18 protein-coding genes are annotated in these 16,175 nt (G+C 62.8%); 6 read left to right on the forward strand and 12 right to left on the reverse strand.

The features are described from left to right. Positions 1 to 33: 33 nt before the first annotated feature. Positions 34 to 1,041 (forward strand): c-type cytochrome biogenesis protein CcsB, encoded by a 1,008-nt coding sequence (gene ccsB / locus ACLFA2_RS15435; protein WP_101846719.1) that lies wholly within the window; start codon positions 34 to 36, stop codon positions 1,039 to 1,041. A gap of 23 nt (positions 1,042 to 1,064) precedes the next feature. Here the strand turns inward: ccsB and ACLFA2_RS15440 are convergent, their stop codons facing one another. Next, positions 1,065 to 2,423, reverse strand: coding sequence for a peptidoglycan DD-metalloendopeptidase family protein (locus ACLFA2_RS15440; protein WP_101848709.1), 1,359 nt, complete (start codon positions 2,421 to 2,423; stop codon positions 1,065 to 1,067). Between the two features lie 108 nt (positions 2,424 to 2,531). Between ACLFA2_RS15440 and ACLFA2_RS15445 the strand changes: the two genes are divergently transcribed. Continuing rightward, positions 2,532 to 2,888, forward strand: coding sequence for an ArsR/SmtB family transcription factor (locus ACLFA2_RS15445; RefSeq protein ID WP_045262775.1), 357 nt, complete (start codon positions 2,532 to 2,534; stop codon positions 2,886 to 2,888). Between the two features lie 16 nt (positions 2,889 to 2,904). Here the strand turns inward: ACLFA2_RS15445 and ACLFA2_RS15450 are convergent, their stop codons facing one another. Continuing rightward, on the reverse strand, positions 2,905 to 3,843 hold the full coding sequence (locus tag ACLFA2_RS15450) for a hypothetical protein (protein ID WP_149084826.1): 939 nt from the start codon (positions 3,841 to 3,843) through the stop codon (positions 2,905 to 2,907). Positions 3,844 to 3,997: 154 nt separating this feature from the next. On the opposite strand from ACLFA2_RS15450, the gene ACLFA2_RS15455 reads away from it, so the two are divergent. After that, positions 3,998 to 5,356: a hypothetical protein gene (locus tag ACLFA2_RS15455; RefSeq protein ID WP_158297114.1), complete on the forward strand. Its 1,359-nt coding sequence runs from the start codon at positions 3,998 to 4,000 to the stop codon at positions 5,354 to 5,356. A 7-nt stretch (positions 5,357 to 5,363) separates the two neighbouring features. Here ACLFA2_RS15455 and ACLFA2_RS15460 read toward each other — a convergent pair whose 3' ends face one another. Genes ACLFA2_RS15460 through ACLFA2_RS15475 form a run of 4 tightly spaced genes read right to left on the reverse strand, consistent with a single transcriptional unit; the run spans position 5,364 to position 7,183 of the window. Further along, positions 5,364 to 5,744 (reverse strand): hypothetical protein, encoded by a 381-nt coding sequence (locus tag ACLFA2_RS15460; RefSeq protein ID WP_045262777.1) that lies wholly within the window; start codon positions 5,742 to 5,744, stop codon positions 5,364 to 5,366. Continuing rightward, positions 5,741 to 5,947 (reverse strand): antitoxin VbhA family protein, encoded by a 207-nt coding sequence (locus ACLFA2_RS15465; protein ID WP_045262778.1) that lies wholly within the window; start codon positions 5,945 to 5,947, stop codon positions 5,741 to 5,743. Before ACLFA2_RS15465 ends, ACLFA2_RS15460 begins: the two co-directional genes overlap by 4 nt. Further along, on the reverse strand, positions 5,940 to 6,707 hold the full coding sequence (locus ACLFA2_RS15470; RefSeq protein WP_259980956.1) for a metallophosphoesterase family protein: 768 nt from the start codon (positions 6,705 to 6,707) through the stop codon (positions 5,940 to 5,942). The genes ACLFA2_RS15465 and ACLFA2_RS15470 overlap by 8 nt, the downstream gene beginning before the upstream one ends. Before the next feature lie 44 nt (positions 6,708 to 6,751). Beyond that, complete coding sequence (locus ACLFA2_RS15475) at positions 6,752 to 7,183, reverse strand: hypothetical protein (RefSeq protein WP_045262780.1); 432 nt, start codon at positions 7,181 to 7,183, stop codon at positions 6,752 to 6,754. A gap of 162 nt (positions 7,184 to 7,345) precedes the next feature. Between ACLFA2_RS15475 and ACLFA2_RS15480 the strand changes: the two genes are divergently transcribed. Continuing rightward, a complete protein-coding gene (locus tag ACLFA2_RS15480; RefSeq protein WP_200838701.1) occupies positions 7,346 to 7,615 on the forward strand; it encodes a helix-turn-helix domain-containing protein in 270 nt (89 codons plus the stop codon). 12 nt (positions 7,616 to 7,627) lie between these two features. Here ACLFA2_RS15480 and ACLFA2_RS15485 read toward each other — a convergent pair whose 3' ends face one another. From ACLFA2_RS15485 to ACLFA2_RS15495, 3 genes are read right to left on the reverse strand one after another with little or no spacing between them, the layout of a single operon-like run. After that, positions 7,628 to 9,688 (reverse strand): hypothetical protein, encoded by a 2,061-nt coding sequence (locus tag ACLFA2_RS15485; RefSeq protein ID WP_159463192.1) that lies wholly within the window; start codon positions 9,686 to 9,688, stop codon positions 7,628 to 7,630. Between the two features lie 11 nt (positions 9,689 to 9,699). Next, a complete protein-coding gene (locus ACLFA2_RS15490; RefSeq protein ID WP_052674578.1) occupies positions 9,700 to 10,305 on the reverse strand; it encodes a hypothetical protein in 606 nt (201 codons plus the stop codon). Next, positions 10,298 to 11,344, reverse strand: a complete 1,047-nt coding sequence (locus ACLFA2_RS15495; protein ID WP_426621588.1) for a hypothetical protein — start codon at positions 11,342 to 11,344, stop codon at positions 10,298 to 10,300. Before ACLFA2_RS15495 ends, ACLFA2_RS15490 begins: the two co-directional genes overlap by 8 nt. 327 nt (positions 11,345 to 11,671) lie before the next feature. Between ACLFA2_RS15495 and ACLFA2_RS15500 the strand changes: the two genes are divergently transcribed. Continuing rightward, a complete protein-coding gene (locus tag ACLFA2_RS15500) occupies positions 11,672 to 12,235 on the forward strand; it encodes a recombinase family protein (RefSeq protein WP_149084829.1) in 564 nt (187 codons plus the stop codon). 48 nt (positions 12,236 to 12,283) lie between these two features. Here ACLFA2_RS15500 and ACLFA2_RS15505 read toward each other — a convergent pair whose 3' ends face one another. The 3 genes from ACLFA2_RS15505 to ACLFA2_RS15515 all read right to left on the reverse strand — a co-directional run bounded on the left by ACLFA2_RS15505 (position 12,284) and on the right by ACLFA2_RS15515 (position 14,261). After that, on the reverse strand, positions 12,284 to 12,442 hold the full coding sequence (locus tag ACLFA2_RS15505) for a hypothetical protein (protein ID WP_158297113.1): 159 nt from the start codon (positions 12,440 to 12,442) through the stop codon (positions 12,284 to 12,286). Between the two features lie 30 nt (positions 12,443 to 12,472). After that, positions 12,473 to 13,570: a hypothetical protein gene (locus ACLFA2_RS15510; RefSeq protein WP_101846705.1), complete on the reverse strand. Its 1,098-nt coding sequence runs from the start codon at positions 13,568 to 13,570 to the stop codon at positions 12,473 to 12,475. Between the two features lie 145 nt (positions 13,571 to 13,715). Beyond that, positions 13,716 to 14,261 carry a hypothetical protein gene (locus ACLFA2_RS15515; RefSeq protein WP_149084830.1) on the reverse strand — a complete coding sequence of 182 codons (546 nt, stop codon included), beginning with the start codon at positions 14,259 to 14,261 and terminating at the stop codon, positions 13,716 to 13,718. A gap of 441 nt (positions 14,262 to 14,702) precedes the next feature. On the opposite strand from ACLFA2_RS15515, the gene ACLFA2_RS15520 reads away from it, so the two are divergent. Further along, a complete protein-coding gene (locus ACLFA2_RS15520) occupies positions 14,703 to 16,136 on the forward strand; it encodes an SIR2 family protein (protein ID WP_159463191.1) in 1,434 nt (477 codons plus the stop codon). Positions 16,137 to 16,175 lie beyond the last annotated feature (39 nt).

Below are 16,175 nucleotides of genomic sequence, written 5' to 3' on the forward strand. Positions count from 1 at the left end.
CCAGCAGCACGACACGACCGAAAGGAACCCGTCATGAATCAGCTCAGCCTCGACGGCATCTCCCTCCTCCTCGTCTGGACCGCGATTGCCACCTACCTCCTCGCGTTCACCGCGTACACCATCGACCTCGCGCAGCGCAGCGCCGCACCGGTTGCCGTTCCCGTGCGGAAATTGGCGACCGTCGGCGGGCGTGGGCCGGCATCCTCATCCGAAGAGGTCGCCGAGGATGTCCCCGGCGCCGACACCGCTCTACAGCGGCCACCCCGACGCTTGTGGGCGCGAATCGGAACGTCGCTCACGGTTCTGGCGTTCCTCTTCCAGCTAGGAGGAACTCTCGGCAGAGGCATTGCGGCCGAGCGGGTCCCGTGGGCCAACATGTACGAATTCGCGCTCACCGGGACGCTCCTCATCGTCGCCGTGTACCTCGTGGTGCTGCGGCTGTACGATCTTCGATTCTTGGGCGCGTTCCTGCTCGGAATGACCGTGCTGCTTCTCGGAGGTGCGACTCTCGGCTTCTATGTCGAGGTTGTGCCGCTGATGGATCCGCTGAAGAGCGTGTGGCTGGTGATCCACGTGTTCGTGGCTTCGCTCGCCACCGCTCTGTTCGCTCTCGCCTGCGGCGTGTCAATCACCCAACTGATGCAGGGTAGGCGCGAGCGTCTCCTCAGTGACGCTCCGGACGCGCGAAAGCAGAAGCGCGGTCCTCGCTTCCTTCGCACGATCCCGTCCGCGGACGCGCTGGAGACCCTGGCGTACCGCTTCACTATCGTCGGCTTCATGTTCTGGAGCTTCACCCTCATCGCGGGAGCGATCTGGGCGAACGACTCGTGGGGTCGCTACTGGGGATTCGACGTCAAAGAGGTGTGGACCTTCGTGATCTGGGTCCTTTACGCGGGGTACATCCACGCGCGCGCCACCCGGGGGTGGCGTGGTTCCCGGTCTGCGTGGCTGTCGATTGTTGGGTTCGCAGCAGTGCTGTTCAACTTCACCGTCGTGAACATCTACTTCCCGGGGCTCCATTCCTACTCCGGGCTGACGTGATCCGGTAGGGCCGCGGCGCTATCTCACACGTAGACGCCGCGGTCCTCCATGAAACGCACCGGGTTGGTGTAGCCACCGTTGAGGTACACCTCGAAGTGCAGATGGCACCCGAAGGATCGCCCGGTGTTGCCCGCGTATGCGATGACCTGTCCCGACTCGACCCACTGACCGCGACGAACGGCGATTCCGCCCGGCTTGATGTGTGCATAGCCCGAGCTCACGCCGCCACCGTGCTGAATACGGACGTAGTTGCCGTAGTTCCCGTTGGCTCCGGCATAGTCGACTGTTCCCGAGTTCGCGGCGTAGATCGCCGCACCGCATCCGTTCGCCAGGTCTGCGCCGTAGTGGTAGCTCGATGAGCAGCCCTGGGGCCCGCAGATCGGGGTCCGTGGACCGTAGCTCGAGCTGCGTGCGCCACCGTGCGGTCGAACCCACCCTCCGCTACCGGCCTGGCCCCCTCCGCCCCCGTTGCCGCCGCTGTTCGCCGCGGCTTCGGCGGCTTCTCTCTCCCGACGAGCCTTCTCCTCCGCGGCACGCGCTGCGACGCCGGCCTGGTAAGCGGCAACCGTTTGCGCGGTCGTGTCCTGAAGCGCCGCGAGCTGTGCCTTCAGCGTCTCGAGGTAGGTGGTCTGCTCGTCGAGCGCAGCCTGTGCGGCGTCTGCGGCTTCCTGCGCTGCTGTCATCTTCTGCTCCGCGACCTGCTGCAGTCGGTCGCGCTCGTCTCGAGCGACGACCGCCTGATCTGTGAGCGACTGTGCCGCGTTCTTCGACGAGATTGCTTCGTCGTAGACCGCGCGGTTGTGCTGCATGAACTTGTCGAGCGTTCCCAATCGCGACAGCAGCTCATCCGATTCGGCTGCAGAGCCTGCGAAGAACAGCTGCAGCGTGGTGTCGTCGCCACCGTTGCGATAGAGCTGCGCCGCCAGCTGTCCGGCTTTCCTCGACGCCTCCTCAGCGATGAGGGTCTGTTCGTCGGCTTGCGCCTGCAGGTCGTCTGCGACCCGGATCGCCTCGAAGTACTGTTGCTGCGCTGCGTAGAACTCGTCGGATGCGAGCAGTGCTGCGGCCTCGGTGTCAGCGACCTTCTGCGTCAGCGACTGAATGAGGCCTTGGATGCGTTGAACTTCGACACCCTTCGCTGCCTCGTTGCCCTTGGCGCGCTGAACGTCGTCCCACGACGGGTACGTTGCGGCATGTGCGATGGAAACGCCGGATCCGACCCCGAACGCTGCGAGCGCCACCACGCTCAAGGCGCCGAGCTCGAAGACGCCGCGGCGATTGATTGGGCGCTTCCACAGTCGATCCCTCTCGGCGGGTTTCGGGGCACAGCCGCAGTCATCAGCAGCCGACGCGGAAGCGAGATCAGCGGCTGTCGGGCGTATCGGACTCACGCGTTTGGCTCCTCATCGCTGGGATATCGCCTTCAAGTTACATCACGAATTCGTGATGTATCGTCAATTCGGAGAGAGTGTCGTCGTCGTAGACTCACTATGGTGACGCGAGACATGCACTTCGATGCGGCGACGATGTTGCCGTCGAGCGCAGCCGTTCGGCTGGCGGAAGTCATGCACGGCCTCTCCTCTCCGGTGCGGCTGCGGATCCTCACCGCGCTGCGACAATCGTCGCTGACCGTCACCCAGCTCTGCGAAGCTGTGGGAGCTGGTCAGACAGCCGTGTCGAACCACCTACGGCTGATGCGCGAGCTCGGCCTCGTGTCAGGAAATCGCGACGGGCGCAACGTCCGCTACGACTTGTACGACGACCACGTCATGGCTCTGCTTGATGGCGTGCTTGGCCACGTGGCGTACCTCCCGACCGGTGTCGAGACCAGTCCACAGGACAAGTAGCCGGCTCGCTCTCTGGTTAGGGACGTGCCGTCTCGAGAGACGACAGCTCCAGTTCTATGAGCTCTCGTACGAACTCGCCGAGAGCGCCTAGCACGAGCGCGACCTCCGAGCTTGAAGGAGGGACGTCGCCATGCACGAGACGACTTCGGACGTCGTACGCATAGCTGAAGAAATCACGCGCCGTTCGATCCAAGAAGGTGCGCGGGTTCAAACGGTCTGCGAGTCGGGCGCTCGCAGAGCTGATGCTCTCCTTGTGCAACGATCCGATCCGATTCTCCAACGACTTCTTACTGATAGGTGACAGCGTCTGATCGGCTCGGACTACGGCGGCAAGTCGGCGAAGAGCGATTCGTTCCTCACTAGAGACCTTCTTGCGGACGACCATGGCTTCGGCGGCGGACGTGAGCATGAGAAGACGGGCGTCATCCGTGGGCATTCGCCAACTGGCAACATATAGGTCGAATGCCAGAGAACCGTGCGGTGAGGCGGTCGCGGAGCGCATCGCGCGCTGGAACGTCGCGCCCACGGTCTGCGCGGGCGTATGAGCGCGAACTGTTGCGCTCAGTCGAGGCACGACGATGTCCTCCGATGTCAGGTGCACCGTGACCCCCGGGCGAAAGCGGGCAGCGCGAACTCCTGTCGGGAGAGCCTCATTGAGGTCGCGCAGCGCGGTCTCAGACATCCCAGCGGATGCCTCGCGGGACAAGAAGTCGAAGTAGATTCCTGTGCGTAAAGAAGTGAGCCGCAGCGCCGGAAGAAGTTCATTGGCCCGTTGCTCCGCTATTTCAGCGGTCGGGTAGCCGGATCCGCAAAACGCCGCTCTCTCGGCGTCCGCGAGCGGCCCATTCGACTGGAGCCAGATGCTCTCGCTGTTCGACTCTGATAGCGAGAGTCGACTCTCGGCGGTGTCCGGATTGCTGTTTCCTACATGCAGCGGTACGCGGAACGAATACATGGAGCGAGCGTATCGAGACTGCGGCCGGCGCGGCCCGCTTCAGCCGGGCTATGGTTCGCGTTGCCGGCGACGCCTTGAGGCGGGGCAGTGCAACTTCGGGCTGGCGAGCAGGGTGCATCGCTACTCTGGTCGCAGGTGGCGGAGGAGGCAGACGGTGAATACGAACGACACACCTGTCGAGATCTCGGAGATCAGCGAACAGCGATTCAACGCTTTCGTGGTCTGGGCCCGGGGGGCGGGCCCACTTGCGCCGACCAAGGAAGTTGCGTGGCTGGAGATCCGACCCGCTAAGGTGCTCGGCGTATTATTCGTTGACTTGACCGACCGCGAGCTCCACAGTTGCGTGCTCGCTCCCGACCTCTCTGGACGCTATCGGGGAGTCAGGTTGCTAGGCCCACACGCAGATGTACGTGCCGCGGTGAATGCGACTGCGGAAGCTATGGCGAATGTTCACGCGGACTACGACAACTCACGCACTCAAGGCGATGAGAGGCCTTCCGAGAACTTCTTCAGAGTGGCTTCGAACGAGGATCGCTTGCACGTTCGATTCAAGTACCTACGAGATCAGACGAGTGCCGTCGCTGCGCGTCGCCTCATAGAGGTCGCCATGCGTTGGTACGAGAACCAAGATGGAACTTTCGTCGAGCAGTTTCAGACCACTGCCTTCGATGCCAGGGTGTGGGAACTATATGTATGGGCGCTGATGCGTGAGGCGGGTCTACGAGTCGAACAGCCCAAGCCCGCGCCAGACTTCCTTGCACGAGGTGTGTTCGGAGATTTCTACGTCGAGGCAACGACCGCGAACCCGCCGCCAGTGCACAACGTGCCCGTTCCGCCGGAGACGGCTGACGAGCTTTTTGACTATGCGCACAACTACCTGCCGACTCGCTTCTCCGGCCCGCTTGTTGCAAAGCTCAGAAAGCGCTACTGGGAGCGAACCGGAGCGCGGAAGATACCCTTCGTGATTGCTGTGCAAGACTTCCATCAGGACCTGTCGATGACGTGGAGCCAGCCCGCGCTGTACGAATACCTCTACGGTGTGCGCATCGAAGATGTGGAGCGGGATGGAGTCGTCCGCCAGGTCGAGGTCCCCGTCGGAACACTTAAATGGGGCACGAAGGAGCTTGAGTCCGGTTTCTTTAAGTTGCCTGATTCGGAGCGGATCAGTGCCGTGATCTTCAATGCAGCAGGGACACTCAGCAAGTTCAATCGCATGGGCATCGCGGCGGGGATGGGGGAGTCATCGCTGTTGGCGTTCCATCGCGGTTCTCGTTACGCGGAAGACAACTCGGGCGAGGTTGTGCCATTCAGTCAGCAGGTGGGTGAGGGATATGAGGAACGCTGGATTGATGGCACCACTGTCTTCCACAACCCCGGGGCGCTCTACCCGCTTCCGCCCGAGGCCTTACCGGGTGCGGCGCACGTTAGCGAGCGAGCCGGCATGCGGGAGCAATCTTCTCCTGCCGGACATCTCGTCACCAGCACCACGAGCTTGGTGCTCCCGCAAGGATGATCTCGGATCAGTTACTCCATGACCAAGCGTCGTGTCGCGCGTCCCGTAGCGCTTCATCAAGGCGCCCCTCGATAAGCCGCGTGATGTTGCGGGGCGGATCCGCTTCGGGCAACGAGACGTTCAACCACTGCGCCCATGTCCAGGAGTCGCTTACGCCGGTCTGGAGGGTGAGAAGAACCTCCCGCAGACCTGGAACCACCTCGCCGTCGTGCAGTTGAAAGACGGGGAAGAGGTAGACGCCGTCTTCGGTGCGCAACATGAGGAGGCTGAGATCGTTCCCAGCCTCCATGACCTCAGCCTCCGTCCGTCCGAGGGTGCGGGCCATGCTGGTCACCGTGTAGCACGGACCGACGATCTCAGCCCAGGGGTTCGGTTCCTCCTCGGTCACGGCTCCTTCTCGGGTTTCCGGGTGTGGCGGCGACGAACGTCTTCGATGATCTCGTCGAGGGTGCGGCGGCCCTCGATGTAGTTCCAGGCGTCGCGGATCGCATCACGTGTCGGAGCGAGGCCGTCGAGGCGGCAGGAGTGGAACGCTTCGAGGACTCCGTTCAGCCGCTCCTCTCGCGTACGGACGTGGTCATCGTTACCCAACGGGGAATGCCGCCTCTCTCATCTGCTGGACCGTGGGGACCTCTAGGCGCAGCGTCCGCAGGTCGAGGAACGCGAGGCTGCCCTGCATCGTGTCTCGTCCGAAGCTCGCCACGCGGCGCCCGTCGTCGGTCGCGCCGCCGCCAGCAACATGCATATGACCATGCATCAGCAGTCCTGGTCGGATGGCGTCCCAGACTTTGGCAACCCGCTCGCGTGACTGTGCGGACTCTGCGAGCGTTTCGTCAGGGAATCCCATCGGGTTGGACCGCAGCACCTCTTGTACGGCGCGAACGGGCGTGCGGGCAGGGGACTCGTGCGTCAGCATCAGATCAGCGGGACCACCAGCGATGGCCGCGGCCACATGAGAGTCATCGATGCGCTCATCGGGCCACCATCCGGCGCCTTCTCGTCGCCAAAGCCTGTCGACGGAGGCTGCACCGCCGAGCGACAGCACCGACCGTCCGCCAATGGTGAGCCTGGCGGGCCTTGCCAGGAGCCAGGTGAGCTTCGAGACTCGGACGGCTGAACTAGGCTGCTCGTCGAGGAGCGGCGTGACGTCCGACCACGGTTCGTGGTTGCCGAGCGTCACATAGATGCGGTCGATGTTCGTGTCAGCGAGTGCCTCATCGACGGCATCGGGATCGATCCACCAGTCACCGAGCTGCAGGATCGTCGTCACGTCCGGTGCCAGCGCCGGCAGGATACGAGAGAGCGTCCTGACCCAGCCGACGTTGCCGTGCCAGTCCCCGCACACCGCCACGCGCTGATCCGGGAGATCGATGGTCGACGCGCGTTCAAGTGCTCTCACTGAGTCCTCGCAGCCTGGTGGGCACGAGCGCGCTCGCGGAATGTCGGGCCAACCCGGAGACTGCGCTCAACATCTTTGTCCCAGCTGATCCATCCGCCCCGTTTCCACTGAATCGCTACGTGGAGGCGAAACGCGTGAAGAATCGCGGTGCGAGTGACATAGTTCAGGCCAGCGGGCCACTCAGGGTGCAGAGGCTTGTCGTTGAAGAGAGCAGCGAACAGCTCCTTGAACGTGGGTCCGCCGCCGGTTCTTCGCCGCACAGTGGCGACGAAGATGCCCGCGGCAAGACCGAGATGGTCTGCGCGCTTCTCCTCGGTGAGCGCTTCGAATGCGTCCTGCCACTCGCGGGGCGCCTCGACATCGGTGGCGATCCACCAGGTTGGTGTCAGATCTGTCACATTCACTCCAGACTCGGGGCTGAAGGGCATGCATCGAGCCGCCCCGGGGTCTATGCACAGCGCCGCACATGCAGATCGTCAAACGCGAGGCGTCGGCCGTCGGTTGATGCGTCGTGGTGACCGATTCTGCCACATAGACATATCCATGGGTCAGCGCCTTCATCGGATCGTTGGAGAGTGATGAGGACGGACGTGAGTGCTGACGACGAGTGGCAGAAGTTCGCCGCAGAGCTTGGTCTTCAGATCCGTCGTCTGCGCGTCTCGAAAGGCTTGTCGCAAGAAGCGGTCGCCTTTCGTGCGGGTCTAGCTAGATTCACGTATCAGCGCTACGAGCGTGGCGAAGCGCAGTCCGGTGCGCCCTCAAACCCCACGTTGCGAACGCTCCTAGCCTTGGCGCAGATCTTTGAGGTGTCGCTTCAGGAGTTGGTGCCGGCGAACCACCCGGACGTGACGGCTCGCTGAGGAAGCGAGTCGCTACCGGTCTTGGTCGCGTCCGTCTTCGTTCTCGATAAGGCCATATGGCGGGTAGTCAGGATTCTGCGAGTACCGCACGACGGTGTGTTGAGAAGCGACCGACGGCGGCTGGTTGTCGACAAGAATGATCTGAGCGCCGGGGTGCTTCAAAACCCAGTCCGAGACATGCATGTAGATGTTCTCGACGATGTGTCTGCTTCGCGTCGTGATGAGGCGTCCGAGCTCTTCGCCCTCACTGTCGGAGCTACTGGGCGTCTCAGGCGCGGTGGTGACGACTGACCCTGGGACCAGATTTTTCTGCGGGCTGTCGATAATGAGAAAGCCGGGATGTCCCATTCCCTGCTCGAACGCGAGCTCGAAGAGTGCGAGCTCCCACGCAAGGGCGATGAGAGTCATCGCCCCAGATGAGCCGACTCGGTCATAGCGTCGGCCACGCACATAGGGGACGAGGTTCCTGTCAACCCGAACGAGATCGACCTTCGGATAGTCAAAGTCTCGAAGGATCTCATGAATCCGGTCACCGACCCTAGCCAGAATCGTATCCCGCGGGGTGGCTCGCTTTAGGTACTCAGCCTTCCTCGACCGTGCTTCCTTGAGAGCTGCTGAAGTCTTCAGCAGCTCCACTTCCTTCTGCTGTAGCTGGAGCAGCATCTGGCGTGCCCGAAGCGCAGTCTTGAGGTCTACCCGAGCATCGCCGAGCGTTTTCTGTATCTCGTCACGTTGTGCGAGGAACGGGGACACGACTTGGCGCGAGACGCTGTCTAGAGCAGACTGAGCCTCCTGGACCTCATCATTTGCCGCACTCAGCTTGCGACGAAGCTCGTCACCTTCTGCCCTCACCTCCTGCGAGAATGCGAGTAGCTGATTCAGCCGGCGGACGAGGTTGCGTCGTTCGGTCGAAAGGTCGGGAGCTTCATCTTGCGGGGTGTCATCCGAGGTCAAGTCCGAGTGGCACAGCGAGCATCGGTCACCGACGACGGTCGGTGACGTTTTCAAGTGGCTTTGGCACGCGGGACATGTAACGACGGTCAGGGAGTCAAAGAGGCTGACAGACTCCGCAACAAGGTCGAGTCGGCGGATCTCGTCCGCATACTGAGCACGGAGCGGTTCGAGCCGCAGCGTCAGAGTCTCTCGATCACGCAGCTCAGTCTGGATTCTCCGAGCGTGATTCGTGCTCCGCGCGAACGCCGCGCGAAGCTCGGTCGTGAAGTCGCCGCGGGCGGAGATGTCGGCGTCGATGCTCCGCCTCTTGGCGTTGAGCTCAGCGACCCGTGTCCCTAGCCGGTCCGACTCGGCAGTGATTTCCTCGAGCGTCGTGAAGCCCGCGTCCGTCATGAAGGTGCGAAGGGTCTGGACGGCGCGCGACAGTTCGCGTTCCTCAGCTCCGAGCTCTTCTACCGCACGCGACAACGAGGACTGCTGGTTATCGGATACTCCGAAGAAGAAGTTAACGACCTGATTCAGCTTGATGGAGCGCGCGGTTTGGTTGTGGTAAGTGAGGTCACCGTTGTCAAGCCGTCGGTTCGACAGGAACCACAGGGGTTGTAGATCCCGGAAGCTCAGCACGCTTGTCTTCGAATCCGTTTGCGTTGGTGCTTCGTCCAAGCGCAAACCGGCGAGGCCGCACAACTGAAGTAGGTAGTGCGACAGAGAGTCGGTATCCGCGGGGTCTGAAGTGAACGACCTCACCGGGGTTCCAGACATGCTGTCCAAATCGCCGGTGTAGAGGTAAGCGGCCGTCTTCTTCGACCCGAGAGCTCGCTCGATAACGTATCGACTCGCGGTGTCTCCGGTAGATCGCGCGTCTGCCACGTCGATGGCGAGCTGAGCCGAGCGTACGTTCGCCATGATCTCGTCGTGTTCAGGGTGCTCCTTCGCACCGAGACACCAGTCGATGAACTCGAGCACCGAAGTCTTTCCAGTGCTGATCTCGCCGGCGATTATCGAAAGCTGACGGATCACGTCGGCATCATTCCGGTCGGTGAAGTTGACTCGATATGAGTGGTTTGGCCCGACCAGACGGAGGCCGCGGACGTTGAATGCAGGGCGAGTGGCAGTCATTGGTAGTGGTCCTAGAAGAGCATGTCGCGTGATGCGAGGCCGGAAGTCTCCGCCTCGAACTCGTGGTATGTGGGGGCGTCGATGAGGTCGAAAAGCATCGGGTCGACCCGGAGCCAGGTCTCGAGGCGTTGGCGCATCCGTTGAGCCGAGAGCCGCATCACCAAGGGGCCCACAGTGGCCACGCTAAGCCGATACGCATCCGCATAGACCGAGCAGAGTCGCTCGGCTGACTGTTCGCCAAGCTCAGTGAGGGAGAAAACTCGTTGCCTGTCAGCGACGAAAAGTCGAACAAGTCCAAGGGAGACCAACTGAGCGACATCAGACGCTACTCGCTCGCGACGGGAGACAAACCGCTGACTAGGGGAGGCGTATGTGATGGAGTGGCGCCCAAACCCTTGAAGGCGAAGTTCGTTTGCTTCCGGCGAGTCGTCGCCCACCACAAGGAACGGATTGGCCGAGAGAAATTCGATGATGGAAAGGCGCTCGAGGTCGACTCGATTCAGTGGAGGCTGAACGCCATCGAGGACGAGAAGGAGCTGCGCCATGCGGAAGGCCGGGACGGATTCAGCCCTGAGCGTGGATGCGGCGTTATCCATGAACGCGGTCGAACTAGTCATCAGTGTTCTCCGTCTCATCATCGACTTCGCGCCCGGTCGCTGGCTTCGACAGGGAGGGGCGAGATCGGTGGTCCTGCGCGACTTCTCGCCAATCCCGAACCCATCCAGCGCGTCCGTTGTCCACAGCCTGATGAAGCAGGCCAACGCCGTGAATCACATGTGCGCGCAGGCTCGCCGCTTCGCGCACATGACTGGCTTCGATCCCGGCAAGCACTTCTCCATACAGCCGAGGAAACCGTCGCTCGGGCGACGTCTGACATGCAGTGTTGAATGCGACCGACCACGTCGACGACACGGCAACTCGCCACGTCGATAGGGCGGAGACTTCGGTCGAAAGACCCTTGTCTGTGACCTCGCGTTCGAGGATTTCAGCGTTGAAGAACGCTTCCCTCGCTGAGCGGGTTTCAGGTAGCCCGGCTTCATCCAACTGGCGCACGAAGAGGGCGCCGTCATACTTCGACTCATCGACAAGTTCCTCGAGCCCGCGTTCCACTTCGTCCTCGGAGCGTTCGGGCACCGCAAAGACAGGAGAGAAGTAGAACCGGCGCACGTCCTCACCAGCAGTGGCCTGGAGTCGCCGCCGGAGGCGCCCGCCCGACTCCAGTTCGATGGTTAGGTCATCCACTTTCGCCGTGCGCTTCTTCCACCCGTTCCACCACTTGAGCATTGGACCGTCGAGTTCGCACGGGACGCACAGAGTCCACGACGCAATCCTGTAGCCATGCTCGTGTGCTGCCTTTTGCGCGGACTTGTACGACTCCCGCACTTCACTCTGCTGCGATGGTCCGAAACCGTTGATGAAGTACTTCGACTGCCAGACGTGAACTTCACCAGCCTCGCCCAAGTCCCCTACGAAGGCGTCGATGCCCCAGTCGCCCGGATTCGCCTGGATCTCTTGAACGTCGGGATGAACGATGCCCACGATGTCCGCAACGAGTCGTTCGAACGCGTCGCGAGCGCCGGCCGGGCCCGAGAACCGAACCTCAAGGAACCGGAAATCGACGTCGCCGGCTCCGAGCACCGCAATCTGACTTGACACTCGCCCCCCCCGCCTGTCTGTAGCGTCAGCATATCCATAACCCATTCCCGCGCATGTTCCGACGGCAGGTGGTCATGTTCCGCCCCGATCCGTGACCGCTCGCGGCGCCGCTATTGTGTGGTGCGCCAATTCGTTGCGTCCCGCTGTGTGGAATGAGCCTGGCGGAGATCTGGTAGGCGTGGACGGGGCGTCGTGGTACGAAACTCGGTCGTCGAAGATCACGGAGTGGACCGGAGTTCTGGACCGGACTGCCCGCGGGAATCCCGCGCCCATCGCGGACGGTACAGATGGCATGACTTTCCGACCTGCACCGCGCATGGTCTTGGTATGAGCTCCCTCACCTTCGCCTACGCCCGAATCTCCACAACTGGCCAGCGCCACGACTCTCAGCGCTCCGTCCTCGACACTGCAGGGTACGACCGCTTGTACGAAGACACATGCAGCGGCACCGTCGATCCGATGGAGCGTCCAGGGTTCACTCGACTCGTCGACGCTGCGAGGCCCGGCGACGAGCTTCTGATCTTTCGACTCGACCGTCTAGGACGTTCCGCCGCCAGCGTGCTGCGGACTGTCGAATTGCTAGACGAGCGAGGAATCACCCTTCGTTCTCTCTCCGACGGGATCTCCACGTCGGGCCCGTCCGGGAAGCTCGTGCTGACCATCATGGCTGGGGTGGCAAGCCTCGAGCGCTCCGTTATCGCGGAACGCTCGAGGGAAGGTATTGCCGCGGCGCGTGCTCGGGGTCAGCACCTCGGGCGTCCCAGCTCCCTTACTCCGGACCAGCAGGCACTCGCCAGACAACTCCGTGCCAGCGGGGAATCGTACAACGCCATCGCACGCGCGCTCGGCACGTCCAAGACAACGGTGATCCGAGTGACTCGAGGAGACTGAGCGCGCGGGAAGGCCCCTCCCCGCCCCAAGCGGGGAGGGGCCTTCGGCTCAGGCGGCTGCGGGAGCTCGCGGAAGGTTGCGGTCATCTGGGGGCAGCGCCAGCGCCTTGAGGCGGTACTCCTGGTAGAACTCCTCCTGCTCTCGCGTGCGCTCGATTGCTTCGAGAGCTTCGAGGCGGTCCCAGTAAGCGTCGCGGTACTTCGTCATGCTGTCTCGACTTTCGTTGGTGGTGAAGGCTCAGCCCATAAGCATGAGCCGCGCGAGGGACGGATCGTGCCGCTTGCGCAGCTTCACCTTCCCTCCTCCTGTGGGGAGTTCTGTGCCGTGGGGACGCAGCGATGCCGGGATGCCCCTCAAGGTGATGGTGTTCCGCAGCACCGCTTGGATGCTTTCAGGATCTTTCGGTTGGAAAGGAAACGTCGCCGGATCAAGCAGTCGCGACGTCTGCCACCGCGCGCTTGGTGGGCCGGTCGCTACCATCGTCGGCAGCGTTCCGAAGTCCTGGCGAGCAGTACCGTTTCGGGGGAAGAGCGCCCGCCACGTGACGACGCCGATCTTGGCCGCGGTCGGGTCACCGGCCATTCCGGGGAAAGAACGAACCGCGCGCTCAATAGCGCGGGTCACGACCCTGAGGTCGGCGCGTGTGCTGTCGGGCTTGTCGTGTCGCGGAACGATGACGAAGACCGCCGTCAGACCGGTCCAGGCCATTGGCCGCTGGTGAAGCAGTTTGGCGAGGCGTCGGACCTTCGCGTCCATGCCAGAGGTGGTGGCGGTGATCTCCACTAGCACTCGCAGCCCGTCAGGGCGGATGAGGGTGAGGTCGGCCGCTGACTGTCCGCCACGCGGAAGATCCGGCGCGCCCGGTACGGGCCTTACGAGCAGTTCCCAGGAGGAAAGCTTCTCTCCGAGCACCATACCTACCTGTCCGTGCTCGGCCATCCTCAGACCGAACTCCGTGGCGAGCACGTTGTGGCGCGCATACTGACGGGAGGCATCGAAACCGAGACCGGCGGTGACAGAGAACCAATCGGCCCACCCGAGCACGGACGCTAGATCCTGCACCGCTCCGGAGTCACCGGCAGGTCGCAGGAGGAGCTGTTCCCGCGGCGGGACTTGTCCCCAGGTGTGACCCCAGCGACCCACGTCGACCAGACCCGCATTCCACAGCGCGCTTACGAGGCTCGTGCGACCGCGAGATAGCCCTTCGACGTCAGCGAGCGCCTCCACCTGTTCGACGGTCGCAGTCCGCCACTGATCCAGAACCGCCATCACGCGGAGAATGCGCTCACGGTTGTGGGGAGCCAGCACGCGCTCGCGTGCCTCGTCTTTCCGCATCCGAAGCCACGAAGGCGCGTGCTCGCCCTCGGCGAGGGCCCAATGGCCGAGAGCGCGTCCGCGCCATAGTTCATAGGGATCTCCGCGGCGCGCAGTACGACGAGGATGCAGCGGTGTCCGAGACCGCAAGGCGGCGAGGTCAATCTCAGTCATGCTTGCTCGAAGACCGGCGTCCGACGATCCCATGTGTCGTGCAGCAGGGTGGCACCGGGTGAGGAGTCGCCGGCCGCAGGTAGCAGTCGTCGCCCAAGAGGATGTCGAGCGCGATGAGGAGGTCGTCACTGTCGCGCGATTCACGCACCAGATCTCGCACACGATCCCTGAAGCCGGTGCGTGCGTCATCGGGGTGGGTATCTCCGCTGGCGCCTGTCTTGAAGGGCGGGGTGAGGGCTGGTTCGTCGATCTTCCATGCACCGTCGGTGGACAGCGCCAGGCGAGCTGCCCAATACGCGCCCTCGTCGGGGGACGTGTACAGGTCGTAGAGACCGGGGGCGTCGGGTCGCCCGTGGAGTGGTGGGTTGGCTGTGTCCGCCGCCGTGCGAGTCTGCGTGCCTGCAGGGGTCTGGCGCTCGTTTCGGAACATTTCGGGGTAGAGCGCCAGCAGCGTCTGCTTCGCCGTTCGTCGGGTGTGGTCACACCCACGGAGGACTGCGTTGGGTGCGCTGTCGGTGGGAGATTCGGGATCGGTCACGTGTACCTACTCTCTTGAGTGCAGTGCAGACAGTGTCTGCGTTGCGGTAGTGGGTACTTCGCCGGGTAGCGCCCGAACTGCTCAGATTCGATGGATCTTTCTCTGACTCGGGTGACGGAGTGACGAAGTGACGATTTCCGAGCTTCATGGCATTACCTCTCTAGGGAGAGATCTCGCTTATAGAGAGGAATGGCTGAAACCTAAGAAACCGTCACTTCGTCACTTCGTCACCTCGGATGTCACGCCTGCCGTAAGAGACCGCGCATGAACACGGGGAAGGGAACGCGGGCCCCTTCAGGCCGGTGGGGAACCGGCTCGAACCCCGCCGCGTGGGAGCGGCGGGGGCTTATCTTGGAGGCCTCAAGTGCAATCCACGCTCGAAAGCATAGGGAAGCGGCCGTGCTGGGACCGTCACCGACCTCCGGCGCTAGCGTGGACTTCATGAGCACCCATGAACCGGAATCCGAGTCCGACGGTCTCGATGCGCTGGCCCCCACGGAGCTTCGCACCCCGCGGCGACCGGTGTACGTTCTCGGTGCGGGATTCTCGCGAGCAATCAGTGACCTGATGCCCCTCACCGACGACCTCGGGAATGCCCTCCGTGAGCGCCTCGGCCTCAACTGGTCGATGGGGCAGCAGGTCTCATTCGAGGAACGCCTCACGGTGCTGTCTACCGCGTTGCCCTTTCTTCAGGCCCACGAGAACACTCGCCGACGCGCGGAAGCTGAGGCACTGACGGCAGCAATCGCTGACGTTCTGGATGGATTTCTAGAGACGGTGACGGGCTCCGCCCCACCGCTCTGGCTTCTGCAGCTGGTCGCTATCTGGCATGCGGAGCAAGCGGTCGTTATCACCTTCAACTACGACACGCTCGTAGAAAGTGCGTTCGGTGCGCTAGGCGTCGTGAAGCCTCACTACGACAACGGTGTCTCTTACGAGTTGGACGGGAAGCAGATCGTCTACCCCGCGCCTAGGTCGAGCGGATCGGGCGGCTGGCAAGATGCGATAGCTGCCGACGACAGCTCATTCCAGCTGCTCAAGCTCCACGGATCACTTTCCTGGTACTGGTCTTCAGGCGACGGATCCACGGTCGTCCAGGATCGCGCCCTACCGACCTTCGGTCGGGCAACGAGCACCACTCCGGAATTGTCCGGCATCAAGACGTTGGATCGATTCCTGATTCCTCCGGTGCTCAGCAAAGACAGCTACTACAACGTGAACATCGCGCACATGCTGTGGCGGACCGCTCACGACGCGGTCGCCAATGCATCCCGATTGACGATCCTCGGGTATTCATTGCCGGCGGGAGACCGCATCACTGCGGAACTTCTCCGGATGACGCCGAAGGGCACTCCGGTTGACATCGTCAATCGAGACATAGGAGAGCCCCAGGCCGCAACTTCGCCCCTGGGCCGTGCGACAACGCTCGGGTTCCAGGTCAACAAGACCTGGAACGGAGATCGAGCCATTCCTGCTTACGTCCGGGACCGTTTGTTGCAGCGCTACCCGGGCGTTTTCGACGCCCTCGCCGACTATGAAGACGAACCCCTCATCGCGAGCGTCAGTCTTCGCGGAACGAGAGATGAGCCGGCCACGTTCATGCTGCGCTCTGTCGAGGAGGGGAACAACGGCGTGGACATCGATCTTGTCGCTGTGGGTAACGCCTCCACCCCTCCCCATGTCACTGTCGGAGCGCGAATGCCGTCCTTCGCCGGTGCTGACGACTTCCATACAGCGAAGACCCTGAAGAAGGTCGTCAGTAAGTCGCCGTTTCGCGTGAACCTCGCTGGCCGGATGTTCGTGGCCATCGGAGCCAAAGGTGTGCGGATCGGTAGATGGGAAGCGGTTGAGCTCCAACTGGCACCCGCCGAGTAATGCGTCGCGCGTCGCAAAGGTTTCTCGGGATCGAGCTTG

The sequence above is a fragment of the Microbacterium sp. As-52 genome (assembly GCF_049949185.1).
In the GTDB taxonomy this organism is placed as follows: Bacteria; Actinomycetota; Actinomycetes; order Actinomycetales; family Microbacteriaceae; genus Microbacterium; species Microbacterium maritypicum_A.